The 17,534-nt window shown below is 50.7% G+C and carries 17 protein-coding genes; 11 read left to right on the forward strand and 6 right to left on the reverse strand.

The window, feature by feature from the left end; translation table 11 throughout:
• Positions 1 to 59: 59 nt before the first annotated feature.
• The 4 genes from KJS57_RS07190 to KJS57_RS07205 form a co-directional block, all read right to left on the reverse strand.
• Positions 60 to 1,229 (reverse strand): outer membrane protein assembly factor BamB family protein, encoded by a 1,170-nt coding sequence (locus KJS57_RS07190; protein ID WP_306434204.1) that lies wholly within the window; start codon positions 1,227 to 1,229, stop codon positions 60 to 62.
• A gap of 95 nt (positions 1,230 to 1,324) precedes the next feature.
• Complete coding sequence (locus KJS57_RS07195; RefSeq protein ID WP_213654220.1) at positions 1,325 to 2,998, reverse strand: RNA polymerase sigma factor; 1,674 nt, start codon at positions 2,996 to 2,998, stop codon at positions 1,325 to 1,327.
• Between the two features lie 31 nt (positions 2,999 to 3,029).
• On the reverse strand, positions 3,030 to 3,353 hold the full coding sequence (locus tag KJS57_RS07200) for a hypothetical protein (protein ID WP_213654221.1): 324 nt from the start codon (positions 3,351 to 3,353) through the stop codon (positions 3,030 to 3,032).
• Positions 3,354 to 3,400: 47 nt separating this feature from the next.
• Entirely contained in the window at positions 3,401 to 4,633 is a 1,233-nt protein-coding gene (locus tag KJS57_RS07205) for a multidrug effflux MFS transporter (protein WP_213654222.1), read from the reverse strand.
• A gap of 324 nt (positions 4,634 to 4,957) precedes the next feature.
• On the opposite strand from KJS57_RS07205, the gene KJS57_RS07210 reads away from it, so the two are divergent.
• The 6 genes from KJS57_RS07210 to KJS57_RS07235 all read left to right on the forward strand — a co-directional run bounded on the left by KJS57_RS07210 (position 4,958) and on the right by KJS57_RS07235 (position 11,155).
• Positions 4,958 to 6,646, forward strand: a complete 1,689-nt coding sequence (locus KJS57_RS07210) for a glycoside hydrolase family 13 protein (RefSeq protein ID WP_213654223.1) — start codon at positions 4,958 to 4,960, stop codon at positions 6,644 to 6,646.
• 30 nt (positions 6,647 to 6,676) lie between these two features.
• Positions 6,677 to 7,606: a DUF7916 family protein gene (locus KJS57_RS07215; RefSeq protein ID WP_213654224.1), complete on the forward strand. Its 930-nt coding sequence runs from the start codon at positions 6,677 to 6,679 to the stop codon at positions 7,604 to 7,606.
• Between the two features lie 5 nt (positions 7,607 to 7,611).
• Positions 7,612 to 8,124, forward strand: a complete 513-nt coding sequence (locus KJS57_RS07220) for a metallophosphoesterase family protein (protein ID WP_211024028.1) — start codon at positions 7,612 to 7,614, stop codon at positions 8,122 to 8,124.
• Between the two features lie 202 nt (positions 8,125 to 8,326).
• Positions 8,327 to 9,412, forward strand: a complete 1,086-nt coding sequence (locus tag KJS57_RS07225) for an ABC transporter substrate-binding protein (RefSeq protein WP_213654225.1) — start codon at positions 8,327 to 8,329, stop codon at positions 9,410 to 9,412.
• Positions 9,413 to 9,443: 31 nt separating this feature from the next.
• A complete protein-coding gene (locus tag KJS57_RS07230; RefSeq protein WP_213654226.1) occupies positions 9,444 to 10,358 on the forward strand; it encodes an ABC transporter permease in 915 nt (304 codons plus the stop codon).
• A complete protein-coding gene (locus KJS57_RS07235) occupies positions 10,358 to 11,155 on the forward strand; it encodes an ABC transporter ATP-binding protein (protein WP_213654227.1) in 798 nt (265 codons plus the stop codon). Before KJS57_RS07230 ends, KJS57_RS07235 begins: the two co-directional genes overlap by 1 nt.
• A 74-nt stretch (positions 11,156 to 11,229) precedes the next feature.
• Here the strand turns inward: KJS57_RS07235 and KJS57_RS07240 are convergent.
• Both KJS57_RS07240 and KJS57_RS07245 read right to left on the reverse strand, forming a co-directional pair.
• Positions 11,230 to 12,374, reverse strand: a protein-coding gene (locus KJS57_RS07240) for an IS3 family transposase (RefSeq protein WP_213654228.1) whose coding sequence is annotated in 2 segments (ribosomal slippage) — positions 11,230 to 12,101 and positions 12,101 to 12,374 — 1,146 coding nt in all. Because the reading frame shifts where the segments join, the coding sequence is not laid out codon by codon here.
• 151 nt (positions 12,375 to 12,525) lie between these two features.
• Entirely contained in the window at positions 12,526 to 12,882 is a 357-nt protein-coding gene (locus KJS57_RS07245; protein ID WP_213654229.1) for a DUF2512 family protein, read from the reverse strand.
• 161 nt (positions 12,883 to 13,043) lie between these two features.
• Between KJS57_RS07245 and KJS57_RS07250 the strand changes: the two genes are divergently transcribed.
• The 5 genes from KJS57_RS07250 to pulA all read left to right on the forward strand — a co-directional run bounded on the left by KJS57_RS07250 (position 13,044) and on the right by pulA (position 17,499).
• Entirely contained in the window at positions 13,044 to 13,952 is a 909-nt protein-coding gene (locus KJS57_RS07250) for an NAD(P)/FAD-dependent oxidoreductase (protein ID WP_213654230.1), read from the forward strand.
• Positions 13,953 to 13,983: 31 nt separating this feature from the next.
• The gene (locus KJS57_RS07255) at positions 13,984 to 14,277 is read left to right on the forward strand and encodes an antibiotic biosynthesis monooxygenase family protein (protein WP_211024040.1); all 294 of its coding nucleotides are present in this window, start codon (positions 13,984 to 13,986) and stop codon (positions 14,275 to 14,277) included.
• Entirely contained in the window at positions 14,258 to 14,803 is a 546-nt protein-coding gene (locus KJS57_RS07260) for a GNAT family N-acetyltransferase (RefSeq protein ID WP_213654231.1), read from the forward strand. Before KJS57_RS07255 ends, KJS57_RS07260 begins: the two co-directional genes overlap by 20 nt.
• A complete protein-coding gene (locus KJS57_RS07265; RefSeq protein ID WP_211024044.1) occupies positions 14,800 to 15,408 on the forward strand; it encodes a TVP38/TMEM64 family protein in 609 nt (202 codons plus the stop codon). The genes KJS57_RS07260 and KJS57_RS07265 overlap by 4 nt, the downstream gene beginning before the upstream one ends.
• A gap of 111 nt (positions 15,409 to 15,519) precedes the next feature.
• Positions 15,520 to 17,499, forward strand: a complete 1,980-nt coding sequence (gene pulA / locus KJS57_RS07270; protein ID WP_213654232.1) for a type I pullulanase — start codon at positions 15,520 to 15,522, stop codon at positions 17,497 to 17,499.
• Positions 17,500 to 17,534 lie beyond the last annotated feature (35 nt).

Consider the following 17,534-nt stretch of genomic DNA (forward strand, 5'->3'; position numbering starts at 1 on the left):
AAAAGACGGCGCAAGGATTATAAACCTAAGCGCCGTCTTTTTTATATTATTTCACACGTCTAATGGAGCGCGTACAAGTACCCGTCAAGAGTAGCAAAATAAACGGCCCCATCTGCGACGACCGCCGTGGAAAGAATCGGAGACTTCGTACCCTCAAATCTCCATAGCTCTTTGCCGCTGTCTAGGTCAACCGCATAAAAAGCATCTCTCGCTTTGCCGCCGTCGGTATAAGCTGAACCGAAATACATGATGTTATCCGCAATCACGGGGGAAGCAAACACGCGGCTATCCAGCTTGAAATCCAGTTTGTGCTCGCCGGCTTCCCGGTCAAACACGTGGACTACCTTGGAGTCGGAAGCACCGATGACGACATGCTTTTCACTTGCGGCCGCAGAGGAAACGACCCAGGATCCGCCCGGTGAGAGGTGGGACCACCGGATATCACCTGTATTGGCGTCAAGTGCATAGACATATTGATCTCGTGAACCGAAATAAATGATTCCCTCTTTATAAGTGATGCTGGATTGCACCGTGCCGAAGTTAGCCGACCACAATTTTTTGCCTGTCTGCTGGTCCAGGGCCGTGACCTCGCCGCTCATATCCGCGATATATATTTTTCCGTCTGCAATAGCCGCTTTGCCATGTACGTACGAGGCTGTTTCCGTTTCCCAGAGGATGGAGCCGTCCTTTCGTCCTAAGGCATAGAATCTCGGACCTTCGCCGCCTACATAGATATAATCTCCGTCCACCGCCGGTGACCCGATATAATAATCCCATAAGTCAGGCAGTCCTTCATCTTTAAGACTATCGTCCAGTTTTTGCTTCCATTTCAGCTTCCCGGTCTCCCGTTCCAATGCATACAAAGTGGAGGTCGTGTCCGTGAAGTACAGATCGTCCTCGAGAACGGCCGCGGATGACCTAATCTTTCCCGGAAAATCGGTTTGCCAGACCGTTTTCCCGTTGTTGGCATCCACCGCGTAAAACCTTCCTTCCTCAGATCCAAAATACAATGTATCCTTCATCATTACCGGAGAACTCTGAAAGTGCGCGTCCAGTTTGATACTCCATTTTTCTCCCTTCAGAGCAGGCAAGCCTTTTGTGGCAGAAACCCCGGTATTTGCCGCATCTCCTCTAAAAAGGAATGTGTTTTGGGTCTTTGCGGAACGTTCAGAGCCGCAGCCGCTAAGAGCCGCTGCACTTAATAGAAGTACCGCGCACCAGCCTGCCAATCTTCGTTTTTTTGATCATTATTTCCTAACCCCCCATGGAATTGAATCACGTTACTTAGATTCTGATGCCAGGAAGGGGAAGAGTCTTACACTTTTTACGAGTCGCATAACGATAAAAATATTTTTTTTAAAGTTTGCAGTCCCAGAACCTCGTTTGATTTTGCGTGGTCTAGCAGCTGGAGAGCCATTTTTCTGCATTCTGGTTCTTCGGGGTGTCCTCCGCCAGGGAATGGAAAGAGCATGCACATTTGGCGGAGAGCGTCCGCAGTCTTCCTGTAGTAATCAGCAGCATCGCCTGCAAGGCGGGAATTCCGGTTGCCGTAAACCTCGGGACGACTGGTTACCAGTTCAAGAAATTGGACGGCAAAGGACCTGGCATTGGCTGTACACCATACAAGGTAGGCATGACCAAAATGATCGATGTGGTCCCTGGAAAGAGCGCTAATCCATAAATCATAGGCGTACAATCCCTGCACATAATCGGCGTGCGGCGTTCGTTCCCGTCCTTCGGCGTGGGTAACGATCATGCCGAGCGCGCCATGCAGCGCATCTAAAGGGGTCACAGGAGCGGGCGTACCTAACGATATTGCGAATAAATCGGCACTCCATTCGCGGCCAAGCTGGTCATACCCGAGATGAGTTTGCTCAAACAATCCGGTGATGCGAAATAACCGACGTTCATCATCATAGCCGTGGATAACGGCGAAGGTAGGCAGTTCTACGCCCCATACAATGACAGGCTGGCCCTGATCAATCGTACGGTGAATGAACGAGAACGCCTCGACCAGCAATTCATGGGATTGCGGAATACGGCTTCCGTCCCCGACCGAGCGAGCCGCAAAGCCAAGGTTTAACAATCCTCTGCCAAAAACGTTGCGCCAGTCAAAAGCCGTCACCCCGATAAAATCGGTCCGCTCACGGTGTACTTGAAGCCGGAAAGCCAGACCGGAAAGGCCCATAATTTCAGTCATCGTGTAATGAGTGAAGTCCGTATATTGCAATGCGTGCTGGATACTTAATGCAAAGGTATCCCAAATTTCTCCAAAATAGACGGCCGGTTCCTGAAGCTGATTATGAGTTCGCGGAGATGATAGTTGCTGACGGCTTTGCAAATAGTTTGCCAGGTTGGCTTCATATCTTGCCTGGCTGATCTTTTTTCTTGTGCGGGATAGGATCGTGTAGATGTTGCCGGAAGAGGTGGAATACATAGCAGCAATTTCTTGAGGAGAATAGTGACTGAAGAAATGGGCTTCGAATATTTCGCGTTCCCGGGTACTCAGGTCTTGAAGCATCGCGCGCAGCATTTCGTAAGTATCGAGCATGATGATCTCCCTAACGGGGTCTTCGTTTTGCTCGTGCTCCATGGCCGTATTTCTGGCAAGTGTGGCGAGAATGAATTCGATTTGTTCAAAATCCTTACCCGAATATTCAACGGATTTGCTGATGCAAGATGAGAAGGGGCGTTCCTTGGCGTAAGGTCCTCCCCGTCTTACATGCATTAAAGCCTGATTGGTAATGATGCGGCGGAACCAGGGAACGAATTTTTCGATTTGTTTCAGCGAACCCAAGTATGTAAAAGCACTGATCAACCCTTCTTGGACGATATCTTCGGCCAGGTGAGGGTCTTCGGCAATTTGTCGCGCCCAGTGAAGCGCATGGTGGCGGTGCCGCTCCATCAACAGGTTGAACGCATCCTGATGACCGGAACGGGCTTGCTCCACCAATTCTTGATCGGAAGGCGAATTTACGGGTTTACCTGAACGGAACACGAAGATACCACCTTTTTTCTATAACCTAGGATTAGTCTTTTGCATTCAATTTAAAATCCTTTAAAGATTCCAAGGCTGACTTCGATTTCGCTTTAGGTCTGGCGTTAGCCGGATAGGGAGAAGTAGTTGAGACTGGCTTTTCCGTTCTATCAAGCAGGATCTCCAAGTATTCACGGTTTTCGTCCAAACGATCAAGGATGAGGGCTAATGCAAAAAATATGATCGCGACCACAATCCCGCCAATGATTTGCAGAAGAGCTGCCAGCCACCCGCTTCCATATATACCTTGGGTAATCCCTGCAAGAAAACTGACGATGATGGAAGCAAATCCTATGCCATTAAGTAATTTCGACATGATCTATTCCTCACTTTCGGTTTGGATTGGGGATTAATCTTCATTTATTAACCCCGTTTACGCATGGGCATAACGAGGAAAAGATAACACAGGACGGCACCGACATCGGAGATGGCAATGACCAGGCCCATCGGCAAGGCGGTCTCTTCGCCGCCGAGACCTACCAGCGGCGCGACGGCCGCTCCGAGAATGTATGGCAGCAGGCCGAGCAAAGCGGAAGCGCTCCCCGCGGAGTCCCGCTGGTTTTGCATGGCGAGCGTAAAGCTGGCGGTGCCGACGATACCTACGCAGGATACGACAAAGAACAGCGGGATCAACACGGCGGCCAAGCCTCCGCCCGTCAAAATGCCGCCAAGCAACACAAGCGACGCGGCGGCGGCCAGGCCGATACCGAAACGGAGTAAGGTAGACTCGTCGATTTTCCCCGCCAGGCGTCCGGTAATCTGGCTGGCAAAGATGATTCCGAGACCATTCATGGCAAAGATGAGACTGAACGTTTGCTCGGAGACATGAAACAGGTTTTGCAGGACGAAGGAAGATCCCGAAATATATCCGAACATCGCCGCGGAGATGAGTCCCTGGCAGAGGCAGTAGCCGATAAACAGCCGGTCGCGGAGCAGCCGCGAAAAGGTCGATAGCGTTTCGCCCAGACCTCCGCTTTGACGGCGCTCTTTGGGCAAGGTCTCCGGAAGGCCGAGCAATACGGACAGCAGCATTAAGACGCCGATCAGGGTGAGGACGACGAATACGCCGCGCCACGAGACGAAGGTCAGCAGCTGTCCTCCGAAGATCGGAGCAAGGATCGGTGCCGCGCCATTGATCAGCATCAGCAGCGAGAAGAATTTGGTCAGCTCGGAGCCGGAATACATATCCCGCACGATCGCACGGGACAAAACGATGCCGGCGGAGCCGGACAGACCTTGAATGAAGCGAAGTATGTTCAAGACGGCCACGTTCGGTGCGAAAACGCAGAGCAGTGAACTGATGGCGTAAGCAGCCATCGATATAATCAGCGGAGCGCGGCGCCCCCGCGTGTCACTTAGCGGGCCGACGATAAGCTGTCCGAGGGCAAGACCGAGCAGACAAGCCGTCAGGCTGAGCTGAATCATCGGAGCGCTGGTGTGAAGATCGCCAGCCATTTTGGGCAAGGCGGGCAAATACATATCCAGCGACAGCGGGCCGAAGGCCGATAAGCTGCCCAGAATGATCGCGGCCTTCATGCGGCTTGACCGTGATTTTGGCGCTTGAGAAACAGAAGTATTTTCTACAGTAAGACTCATGGATGTGTTCCTTTCTAGTGCAAGTTCAAAAAGTCAGGTTTTCAGGACCAAGAAGGTTGGATGAAGCTAGGGGCTGAGTAGCGGAGCGTACATTAGGTACGTGAGCAACGGAAGGCCCGGCTGAATTCAAGATTCGACGTCGAATCCGCTTCATGATCCTCTTCGTCGTGGAAAGATGACTTTTTGATCCACCTCTTCTGGAATAGATTTTCTAATTATACTACAAGGTTATCGAATCGGGGAGCCGCTGACTTTCATGTGAGATGCGGGAAACCTTGCTGAATCGGGTATGTTATAGATAAGGAAAATAAGGAGGCATGGCAGATGAATCCGAAATGGTGGAAAGAGAGCGTGGTATATCAAATCTATCCGATCAGCTTCATGGACTCGAACGGAGACGGAATCGGGGATCTCCAGGGGATCATATCCAAGCTGGATTACTTGAAGGACCTCGGCGTCGACGTAATCTGGGTTTGCCCGATTTACAAATCACCTAATCACGACAACGGATACGATATTAGCGACTACTGCGATATAATGAAGGAATTCGGGACGATGGCGGATTTTGATCTCATGCTGAAAGAGATTCATATCCGCGGCATGAAACTGATGATGGACTTGGTGCTTAATCATACTTCACATGAACATCCCTGGTTTCTTGATTCGAAGAGATCCAAGGATGATCCCAAACGGGACTTCTACATATGGCGCAAAGGGAAGAACGGAGGTCCGCCGAACAACTGGGAGTCTTATTTCAGCGGGTCGGTATGGGAGTATGATCCGGAGACGGACGAATATTACCTTCATCTATACTCCAAATATCAGCCGGATCTGAATTGGGAAAACCCGGAGGTGATCGAGAAGCTGCATGATATGGTCGAGTGGTGGCTGAAAAAGGGCGTCGACGGCTTCCGGTTCGATGCTATCGCCCATATCGTCAAGCAGCAGGGACTGCCGGATGCGGAAAATCCGCATCAGTCGCCCACGGTTCGTGCTTATGACATGTTCTCCAATCTGGAAAACGTACACACCCTGCTTCAAAATCTTTACGACAAAGTGTTGTATTTCTACGATATTATGACGGTTGGAGAGACGTCCGGTCTCGGGCCGGAGCAAGCGCTTGACTACGTAGGTGATGGCCGGCGTGAGTTGAACATGACGTTTCAGTTTGAGCATATGTTCCTGGATGCCGCCTCTGCCGGAAGCGGGAAATGGGATATGGTCCCCTGGAGCCTGATCGAACTTAAGAAAATCATGAGCAATTGGCAGATTGTTCTTCACAACCGGGGCTGGAATGCGAATTATTTATGCAATCACGACCAGCCGCGCTCGGTCTCCAGGTTCGGCAACGATGTCGTATGCCGGGTACCGTCGGCTAAAATGCTGGCAACGTTCATTCATACGCTCGAAGGGACGCCATATATATATCAAGGCGAAGAAATTGGAATGACCAACGTCGCGTTCGACTCTATCGATGAATACCGGGATGTTGAAACGCTGAACTATTATGAGGAAAAGCGGCAGCAAGGCGTTCCCGAAGAAGACATCATGAGGGCGATCCACAACAAAAGCCGTGATAATGCGCGGACGCCCATGCAGTGGGACGCTACCGAGAATGCGGGCTTTACGACGGGGCAGCCCTGGTTGAAGGTCAACTCGAATTACATGGAAATCAACGTGGTTCGGGCGATGAAAGATCCGGATTCGATTTATCATTATTATAAGAAGCTGATCGAGCTGCGGAAGAAACATAAAGTGATCGTTTATGGCGAATACAAGCTGCTGCTACCGCTTCACGAAGAAATTTACGCGTATACCCGAACATTGGAGAATGAGCAGCTGCTTGTGATTTTGAATTTTTTCGGTCAAGAGCCGGTATTTGAAATGCCAGACGGTTTGGAGCCTGAAGGAATGGAGCTGTTGATCTCCAATTTCGAGCCCAAAAAAGGGGAGGATCTTACCCGTCTGAAACTGCGCCCCTATGAGGCCAGAGTATATCTTAAGAGGTTTTAACCTTTATCTTAGAACTAGTGAGGTGACCCTATGAAAAGAATATTGGATTGCCGGGCTTCGAATTTTCGGCAAATGGGGCGTGAGGAGCTCAAAGGCGCCATTCTGGCCGCAGAAGGCCGGACGGTGATGGCGGAGACGGTCGTCGTCTCGCAGCCGCTGCTGCCGGAAATCACGAATGCCGAGTTGGCGAAGGCGTTTGGAGCGGATTTGATTCTGCTCAACGTGTTTGATGTGTTTCAGCCGGAGGTACGCGGTATTGTTCCGTTCGATATTTTCAATCCGGATAGCGGAGCCGGAACGGTCTCGAACCCGATTGCGGAAATCAAACGATTGACCGGGCTGCCGGTCGGCATCAATCTGGAGCCGGTGGACGCTTCGGCCGATGCGGTGGAATCCCTGAACGTATTGCCGGAAGGGCGCCGCGCAACGGCCCGCAGTCTGGCAAAGGCGAAAGAGTTGGGTTGCGATTTCGTCTGCCTGACGGGCAACCCAAAGACCGGGGTGACCAATGCCCAGATCCTACAGGCGATCGGAACCGCGCAGGAGCATTTCGGCGGCTTGATCATCGCCGGTAAAATGCATGGCGCCGGCACGCGGGGAAGCGTCATCGACAGGGAGGCCGCCGTATCTTTTGCCGAAGCGGGCGCCGACATCGTTCTGTTTCCGGCGCCGGGAACCGTTCCGGGACTCCGGGAAGAGGAACTTGCGGGAATCATCGCGGAGGTGAAAGAGAAAGGCGCCTTGGCATTAGCTGCGATCGGTACGAGTCAGGAAGGTGCCGATGAAGGCACAGTCCGGACGATCGCACTCAGCGCCAAGCGTGCAGGCGCCGATATATTGCATATCGGCGATGCCGGTTATTCCGGAATGGCGAACCCCGAGAACATCATGGCTTTGTCGATAGCGATTCGAGGGCGCAGGCATACTTATATCCGGATGGCCGCTTCGCCGCTGAGGTAGGAAGGATGCGGATCGGAGTCTTGTCGGATACGCATATGCCGCGCAAAGCGAAGGCCTTGCCGGCTGCCCTTCTGAAAACTTTTCGCCGGGTGGATATGATCATTCATTTGGGAGACTGGACTTCCATCGATGTGCTGGATCAGCTTGCCTCGCTGGCTCCGGTTGAAGGGGTGGCAGGCAATAACGATCCTGCCGAGATAGTCCGCAGATTTGGATACCATAAGGTGATCACGGTGGGCGGTGGAGCCGCAAGAATCGGACTCACTCATGGCTTTTTGCCGGAAGGACGGGGCACCGCCAAGGACAAAGCGCTTCGAACGTTTGCCGGCCAGACATTGGATGCGATCCTGTTCGGTCATTCCCATCAGCCGCTGCTTGAACGGAAGGATGGAATCCTGCTTTTTAATCCGGGATCACCCACCGATAAAAGGAGACAGCCGAGGTATTCGTTCGGCATTTTGGAATGGACAGAGAGCGGACTGAAAGCACAACATCATTTTTTTGATTCCAAAGTTTAGAGTCCTGAAAACGGACTCTTTTTTTGATTGACGGATAATTGACCACCATTTAATATAGGAATAATACATCGGTGAGCGGGACTGCATCCCTTCACACCTTCTTGCTTTAATACTTTCATCTGTAAAAGCGGTAACAGGATCATGCTTTCATGGCCTAAATCTTTCAGGCCGACATTATTAAAATGAGAGAGGGGTTTTTAGAATGAAAAAGAGGAACAAGCTAAGCATGTTTTTGGCGGTGACGGCTCTGTTGATCGGCGTTGTGGGCTGCGGAAACAACACGGCGAAGACGCCGGGCTCCGCTAACACGAACACCGGCGCCGGAAACGCGGCAAATACGTCGAATGAAGGAGCTGCGAATGATACGGCAAAAGGCTCGTACAAAATCGCAATCTCGCAGTACGTCGAGCATCCGTCCCTGGATGCAACCCGGGAAGGTTTCATGGCGGCGTTGAAAGATGCAGGCTTGATTGAAAAAGAAAATCTGACCGTAGATTATAGCAATGCCCAAGCCGATCCTACGAACAACATGTCCATTGCTCAAAAGATCGCGGGCGAGAAATATGATCTGGTTCTGGGGATCGCTACGCCTCCGGCTATCGCACTCGCCGGTCAAGTGAAGAATTCTCCGGTTTTATTCGCAGCCGTGACAGATCCGCTCGATGCAAAGCTTGTCGATAATTTGGAGAAACCGGGCGGTAATATCTCCGGCGCCTCCGATACGAATCCTGAAGCGATTACGAAGCTGATGAATTTCATCGCAACGAACTTTAAGGATGTAAAAAATGTAGGCGTCGTACTCAATCAGGGCGAACCGAATGCGGTTGTCATGGCTGATCTTGCCGAGAAGGAATTGGAGAAGAGCGGCATTAAAATGGTAAGAGCTGCGGTAACCAATACTTCCGAAGTGAAACAAGCTGCGGAATCTCTGGTAGGCCGGGCGGATGCCATTTACATTACATTGGATAACACGGTTGTCGAAGCCGTCAATTCAGTGATCAAAGTGGCGAACGATAATGATATTCCTTTCTTCTCCGCAGACCGTGATACCGTAGAGAACGGAGCTTTTGCAACGGTCGGCTTCAAATATTTCGACCACGGCTATCAAGTCGGCCAGATGGCGGTAGAGGTGCTCAAGAATGGCAAGAAGGTAGGCGACATGAGTGTGACGGTTCCTGACAAGCTGGATCTGATCCTCAACTTAAAAGCCGCTGCCGAGCAGGGCATTGAAGTGACCGACGCCATGAAAAACGAAGTTCAGGATCAGGAGAACAATTTGATCCAATAGGGCCTTGCCTAAAATGTAGGAGGAATACATCATGACGACCCAAATGCTTGGAGCCCTCGAATCCGGATTGCTGTACGCCTTGATGGCACTTGGCGTTTACATTACGTTTCGTATCCTTGACTTCCCGGATTTAACGGTTGACGGGAGCTTTACAACGGGCGGTGCGATCGCCGCGGTTATGATCTCGGGAGGAAGCTCTCCCTGGATCGCTACCCTTGCCGCCGTGCTGGGCGGCCTGGTTGCCGGAGCGGTAACCGGATTGCTGCACACGAAAGGGAAAATCAATGGACTCTTGTCCGGGATTTTGATGATGATCGCACTTTATTCGATTAATATGCGGATTATGGGTAAGCCCAACATCAGTTTGCTTGGCGAAAATACGGTGTTTAACTCCATTGCGCCGCTAATTTTGATGCCGATTATCGTCGTAATTGTAAAAGTGCTGCTTGATCTGTTTCTGCGTACCGACCTCGGGTTGGCGCTCCGCGCGACCGGGGACAATCAGCGCATGATCCGCAGTTTCGGAACACATACGGACAATACGATTATTCTGGGGCTCAGTATTTCCAACGGATTGGTGGCATTGTCCGGTGCGCTGATCGCCCAGCAATCCGGCTTTGCCGACATCTCTTCGGGGATCGGAATGATCGTAATCGGGTTGGCTTCCGTCATTATCGGCGAGGCGATCTTCGGAGCGCGGACCGTATTCTTCGCCACCTTAGCGGCCGTGCTCGGTTCCATCGTCTACCGTGTGGTCGTAGCGCTGGCTTTGCGGATCGACTGGCTGGAACCGACCGATTTGAAGCTGATTACGGCGGTGATTGTAGTAATCGCGCTGGTTGTCCCATCCGCTCGCAGGACGTGGAAGCAAAAGAGCCTGGCGCGTATCCGCTCCGAGGAAATGATCTCGATGCCGGACCGTAAACAAGTGGGGGGTGGGCTCTGATGCTGCAACTGAATCATGTATCCAAGCTGTTTCACCCCGGTTCCCCCGATGAAAAGATCGCGTTGATCGACGTGAATCTCGATTTGCGTCCAGGTGATTTCGTAACGGTCATCGGAAGTAACGGGGCCGGTAAGTCGACGCTGATGAATATGATTTCTGGCGTATTGAAACCTGATGCCGGTGAAGTACGGATCGGCGGCCATGAAATCAGCCACTTGCCGGAATACCGGCGCAGCAAGTGGGTGGGCCGGGTATTTCAGGACCCGATGGCCGGAACGGCCCCGCATATGACGATTGAGGAGAATCTGGCGATGGCCTATTCCCGGGGGAAAACACGGGGCTTAAGCTTCGGAGTCACTTCCAAACGTCGCGGCATGTTCCGCGAACAGCTCAGCCGCCTTGGCATCGGACTTGAAGGACGGCTCAAAGCGAAGGTAGGCACCTTGTCCGGCGGGGAACGCCAAGCGCTCAGCCTGTTGATGGCGACGTTTACGGAACCGCAAATCCTTCTGCTTGACGAGCATACGGCCGCGCTTGATCCGGCCCGTGCCGAGCTGGTTACCCGGCTTACGCAAAATATCGTCAGCGAGCTGAAGCTGACGACCCTTATGGTTACCCATAACATGGAGCAGGCGATCCGTCTGGGGAACCGGCTCATCATGATGGATGCCGGACGCATCATTCTTGACGTTGATGACGAAACGAAGCGCGATTTGACGATGGAGCGCCTGATCGGCGAATTTGAGCGCATCAGCGGGCATAAGCTGTCGGATGACCGCGTGGTCCTCGGCTCCTAAGATATTATAAAAAGCCTATTGCTGAACGGGACTGACCCCCGTTTGTGAGACAGGGATCAAAACACCTTACAAGTTTAGGCAGCCAGTCGTCGGTAATCTACCGGTGACTGGTTGTTTAGTTTTGTTTGAATGCGAATTGAGTTATAGTAAAAGATGTAGTCTCGAACGGTCTGCTCGACGATTGCCGTCGTCGTACAGGTTAAACCTTCGAGATAGAACGTTTCAGACTTTAGCGTGGAATGAAACGATTCGATGGGGGCATTATCAGCGGGCGTACCCTTGCGGGACATGCTCATGGTAATGCCTTTTCCCTTTACAGCTTCTTGATACGCCTGGGATGTGTAGACGCTGCCTTGATCGCTATGGAGTATTGCGCCTCGTAGAGATGGCAACTGACGGAGTGTGTCTAGCACGAATGTAGTGTCCTGCTTGTCAGCTATACTGTATGCCACAATCTCTCCGTTAAACAAGTCTAAAATACTCGACAGATACAACATTTTCCCGCCAAACGGCAAATAGGTAATGTCCGTTACGAGTTTTTGCATAGGTGCATCGGCTTCAAACTGTCGCTTTAACAGATGGTCCGCGATATGTACTGGTTGCCCTGTGGGTTTCCGTTTCTTGGTTTTGACACGACATTGCAGCCCTTCACGCTGCATGATCCGTTGCACGCGTTTGTGGTTTACCGTGCCCTCTCTCTGAAGCAAGGCGGTTATTTTTCGGTATCCATAACGATATTTATGCTGTATACATAGTTCGCGAATTTTCTCTACCATGTGGTCCTCAGGTCGGTTCTTATATTCGGCCCTCCAGCGATAATAAGTGGCGCGAGGGACACCTATCCATTCACACGCTTGCTTCACACTAACTTCGCTCCGGACAGACTCGACCCACTCTACTACGATCCTTGACGAAACCTCCTCTCGAGTTCTCTGTACTTTTTTAGCAGATCTAGTTGTTGTTTCAGAAACCGGTTTTCGGCTTTTACCCTCTCTAACTCCGAAGTATATTCGGGTCCTTTGCCATAGCTGTATTGTTTACCTACGGGCTGCTCTAACCGGTTCCACTCCCCATTCCGATGCCATTTCATCCAAGTTTTCAACTGTGTCTTGTTTCGTATGTTTAACTGCTCCATGACTTCCTTCACCGGTATACCAGCCAGTCTCATTTCAATAGCTTTCATTTTAACTTCTAATGGATAACTTACTCTTGTTGCCAACGCAAAAACACCTCCAAGGTTGTCTCCATATCTTACGACATGGTTGCATTCTCTTGAAGGTGTTTTAATTTGTCTCACGTTATGGGGTCAGTCCCGAACGGAGTTTCCCGTATAGCAATAGGCTTTTTTCATAGCTTGCACCGCTGTAAGATCATCGCACACGTACGCTGCTGTCCCGCCGGATGCCGTCTCTCAACAGCCAGATATGGAAGGCATATTCGAATATGCCAAGCACGAGGGCGGTCGATAAAATCTCGCCCATGGAGAGGGTCCAGGCAGCATTGGCGGAAAGGGCCCAAATAAATGCGAAAGCCAACACCCCGTCTGTGAGGGTCGCAATCATATTGTTGGTCCGCGGAAGGATGAACAAATCGCCGAACAAATAAGCCAAAGCGGATAGTGCAACCGCCGTAAGAAGCGAACCGATAAAAGAGGCGTTGCTGAGAATCATCATCATGGCAACTACGATGACTCCGTTTCCGAGCAGCTTCACCAAAATTTTATCCATGATTTCACCTCCTTTAAAAATGCCGAAATGTGTTTAATATACCGCATAGGTTCTCCCGGTTCATTACCTCGTATGCACAGGGAGTGAAACAGAAGGCCGGGATGCATTTAACGATTCATCCGCGGGGACATTAATCAGGAAGATCGGAGAGGAGAATGTGCATGGTTTATGATTGTATTATTGTGGGCGGCGGAATCGCCGGATTACAGGCAGCCATTCAATTAGGCAGATATGACCGCCATCAAGTGCTTGTTATCGACGCAGGGGATGGCAGATCGGCCATTTGCCGAAATTATCGCAACATCCTGGGGTTTCCGGACGGCATTTCGGGTCCGGAGCTCCGCAGCCGGGGGCAAAAGCAGGCTGAATCTTTAGGGGTTTCTTTCAAACACGACCGGATCTTGCACGCGGAACAAACCGATGAACAGTTTAAATTAACAGGAGCGAACGGGACGGAATATAGAGCTGCAACTCTGCTGCTGGCAACGGGAGTGATGGACCGATTCCCCGATATTCCCGGACTTCTGTCTGTTTTGGGTTCCACGGTGTATATTTGCCCGGATTGCGACGGACATGAAATTCAGAATCGGCGCACGGTGCTGATGGGTTCGGGAAATGCAGGGGCCGATATGGCGATGATTCTTGCGGATCGGACTAAGGAATTGATCTATTTGAATCATGAATCAGAAACGGTTTCCCCTGACAGAATGGAGTCTCTAAAATCGTTAAACATCGGTTATGAGGAGGGTGAGATTGAGGAAGTGAGAACAGGGAATGAAGGACACGAAGGTGATATTAAAGCCGTGGTGATGAAGGATAGGCGCCTTTTTGAGGCGGAACGGGGATTTATCGCATTTGGAGGGAATAAGGTTCATTCGGAACTGGCTGGTCAACTCGGAGTCTCTCTGAGCCATAATAAGCATATCGAAACCGACCCACGCAGTAAGGCGACGAACATCGCGGGCGTATTCGCAGCCGGAGATCTGGGCGTTCATGCGGAGCAGGTTACCGTCGCCATGGGGGAAGGTTCGATCGCCGCGATTTGGATTCATAAAGCACTGAGTACATGATATAATCATAAAAATGGAAGGGGATGAAGTGATGATACTTGAGGTAGCCGAGCTGCGCGTGAAGCCCGGAACTATCAACGATTTTGAGAGCAATTTCCGCAAAGCTTCCAAAATTATATCTCAGATGCACGGGTACATAGACCATGAGCTCCATAAGTGTGTAGAAACTGCGGATAAATATATTTTACTCGTAAAATGGAACTCCATTGCGGATCATGAAATAGGCTTCAGAAAATCGCCCCAATACGAAGAATGGAAGGCGCTGCTGCATCATTTTTACGATCCCTTCCCGACGGTAGAACACTATGTACAAATCAGAAATTGAAGGTTACACGATTGAAGACGCCAAGCTGTCCGATTTGGAAGCCATTGTATCGATCTACAATGAGACAATTGCCGGGCGGACGGTGACAGCCGATCTGGAGCCGGTTACCGTGGATAGCAGGCTGCGCTGGTTCGAGGAGCATTTACCCGATTCAAGGCCGCTTTGGGTCATGAAATCCGGTGATGAGATTGTCGCCTGGCTTAGCTTTCAATCTTTTTACGGAAGACCGGCTTACAACGCGACTGCGGAAATCAGCATCTATATTTCGGGGAATCATCGCGCCAAAGGTCTAGGAAGCATACTGCTGAAGAAGGCCATCGAGTTTAGTCCGAGTATTTCCGTAAAGACGCTCCTTGGTTTTGTGTTTGCACATAATGAGCCAAGTCTTTCCCTGCTGCGTAAATTCGGTTTCGAAGAATGGGCCTTTTTACCGCGGGTGGCGAACCTGGACGGGGTTGAGCGCGATTTGGTCATTTTAGGAAGAAGAATAGACGGGAACGAGGAGAATGGAGAAGGACTACATTGAATGAATGGATTGAACAATTTACCGGGTGGCTGCTCGAAGTCACTCAGATCGAAGGCTTTTGGATTTTACTGATTACGATTCCTCTTGCTTTGATCCAAGGCATCATCGGCATTTTTCCATTTGCCACAATCGTTATGCTGAACATTTCCGTACTGGGCGTGATGAACGGATTGCTGGCCAGCTGGATCGCCGGTTCGGTAGCCGGCATGGCTGTCTATATGCTCTGCAAGTTTCTGTTTTCCGACTGGTTTAACCGAAGGTGGCTGTCCAAGCTGCAGAAGTATGAACGCTGGCAAAAAAGCCTGAACCGTTACGGCGTTTGGGCCGTTATCTTCTTGCGTACCGTTCCGATCATGCCTAATAATCTCATTTCATTTATGTCGGCGGTGTCCAATTTGAAGACGGGATCCTACACTTGGTCCAATATTATCGGCAATCTGTCGAGTATTTGGCTGTTCGGAATTCTTAGCGCTTCGATCGTGTTTCCGAACATGGATCTCCGTTTGCTGATTTTGTCCTATGCTATATTTTTGCTGGCACTGCTCGCCGCTTTTTTTGTAAGACAACGGTTAATGATGAAAAAAGACCGCGGTATGACCGCATAAACCAACTCTGCTGCAACCGAATTGTCCCGTGCGTATAACTTGAAGTTCGGAGGAACACTTTATGTTTATAAATGAAGTGTAGAATGTATCCGATATCGAGGAGGGACCGATTTGGCGGTTCAGCAGGAAAGAAAAATGGTAACTGACTATGGAGATCCAGCCGTAACCGGGGGGATCTCTGTTTTTTCGCGCGAATTTGATGAGGCATACCGGTATGACGGTAACGATCTGGGTACGAAATATAGCCCGGAACGGACGCAATTTCGGCTTTGGGCTCCAACTGCTTCGGAAGCCAAGGTAAGATTATATCCGAATGCCGAGAGCGAATCGTTTGAGGATCTTGTGATGACCCGGAGCGATTCGGGGACTTGGGTATTGACGGTGGAACGCAATCTGGACCAGGTATTATATACTTTTGTCGTCCGGGTAGGGAGCAACTGGAACGAGGCGGTAGACCCTTATGCCAAAGCAGTAGGAATCAATGGGGACAAAGGCGTTATTCTGGATTTACAGAAAACCAATCCTGCACGCTGGACCCCGGATAAGCCGTCGCTTGTTTCGGCAACCGATGTCATCATTTATGAGGTGCATGTCGGGGATTTCTCACTTCACCCGGAGAGCGGGATCCAGCATAAGGGGAAATACCTGGGTTTCACGGAAACGGGAACAAGGGGGCCGCAAGGCATTCTAACCGGATTGGACCATTTGAAGCATTTGGGAATCACCCATGTGCAGCTTCTTCCGGTTCAGGATTTTGCAAAAGCCAGTGTGGACGAAGAAAAGACTGCAGCGACTGGCAAGGAGAATTTGCAGTACAACTGGGGATATGATCCGAAAAACTTTAATGCGCCGGAAGGCTCGTATGCCAGCAATCCTTTTCAGCCCGGGCTCCGGATCCGCGAGCTGAAGCAAGCCGTTCAAGCGCTGCATGAACAGGGATTACGGGTAATTCTGGATGTGGTCTACAACCACGTTTACGACGGATACATTGCTCATTTCACGAAGCTGGTGCCGGGTTATTATTTGCGTTACAAGAAGGACGGGAGCTTCTCGAACGGATCGGGCTGCGGCAATGATTGTGCTTCCGAGCGGTTCATGATGTCTAAATATATTATTGACTCCGTTGTTTACTGGGCAACCGAATACCGGGTGGACGGGTTTCGATTCGATTTGATGGGCTTGCTTGATGTCGACACGATGAACGAAATCCGCCGGAGATTGGATGAAATCGATCCGTCTATTCTAGTGCTCGGTGAGGGATGGATTATGGAGACGGAGCTTCAGGCTGAGCGCAGGGCTAATTTACAGCAAGCCGGCAGGATGCCGGGCATTGCCCATTTTAACGGGGAGCTTCGAAATGCGCTTAAGGGAGATATTTTCAAGCCTGATCAAACTGGCTTCGTGAGCAGAGGGAAAGGGTTGGAGCCGGAAATCATGAAAGGCGTCGTCGGATCGATTTCCTATAACAATGAAGTGCACGGATTTGCGTCTGAGCCGACGCAGTGCGTGAATTTTGCCGAATGTCACGATAATCATACGCTATGGGATAAACTGTCCTGTTCCGCCGCGAAAGCCGATAAAAATGAACGCAGGCGCATGCAGCGTTTGGCTGCGGGAATAGTGCTCACCAGTCAAGGTATCCCGTTTCTTCATGCGGGCCAGGAATTTCTGCGTACCAAGGGCGGGATAGGCAACAGCTATCAGGCTCCCCCGGCCGTAAATCAACTGGATTGGTCCCGGTGTGCGGCATATCAGGATGAAGTTGAGGCCATTCGGAAGATGATTGAACTGAGGAAACGGCATCCTGCTTTCCGATTGAAAACCGCAGCAGAGATTTCCCGGCACCTTCGGTTCGAGCCGACAGCGGGTGCGGAATCCGCCGTTGCTTTTACGTTAAGGGAACATGCAGGAGGAGACCCGGCCCGGAATTTATATGTTCTATATCATGCTTCATCTTCATCACAAACCTTTTCTTTACCGGAGCTGGGGAAATGGGAAGTAGCTTTTGGCGAGGATATTGTGACAGAACTACATTCCGGTCATTTAAATGTGAAAGGGATCGGTATGGTTGTGCTGTCAAATTTTTTGTGAAAAAAATAGCATTATTTGCTAAAATAAGATGCAAG

This window comes from Paenibacillus vini (assembly GCF_018403325.1).
Taxonomy (GTDB): Bacteria; Bacillota; Bacilli; order Paenibacillales; family Paenibacillaceae; genus Fontibacillus; species Fontibacillus vini.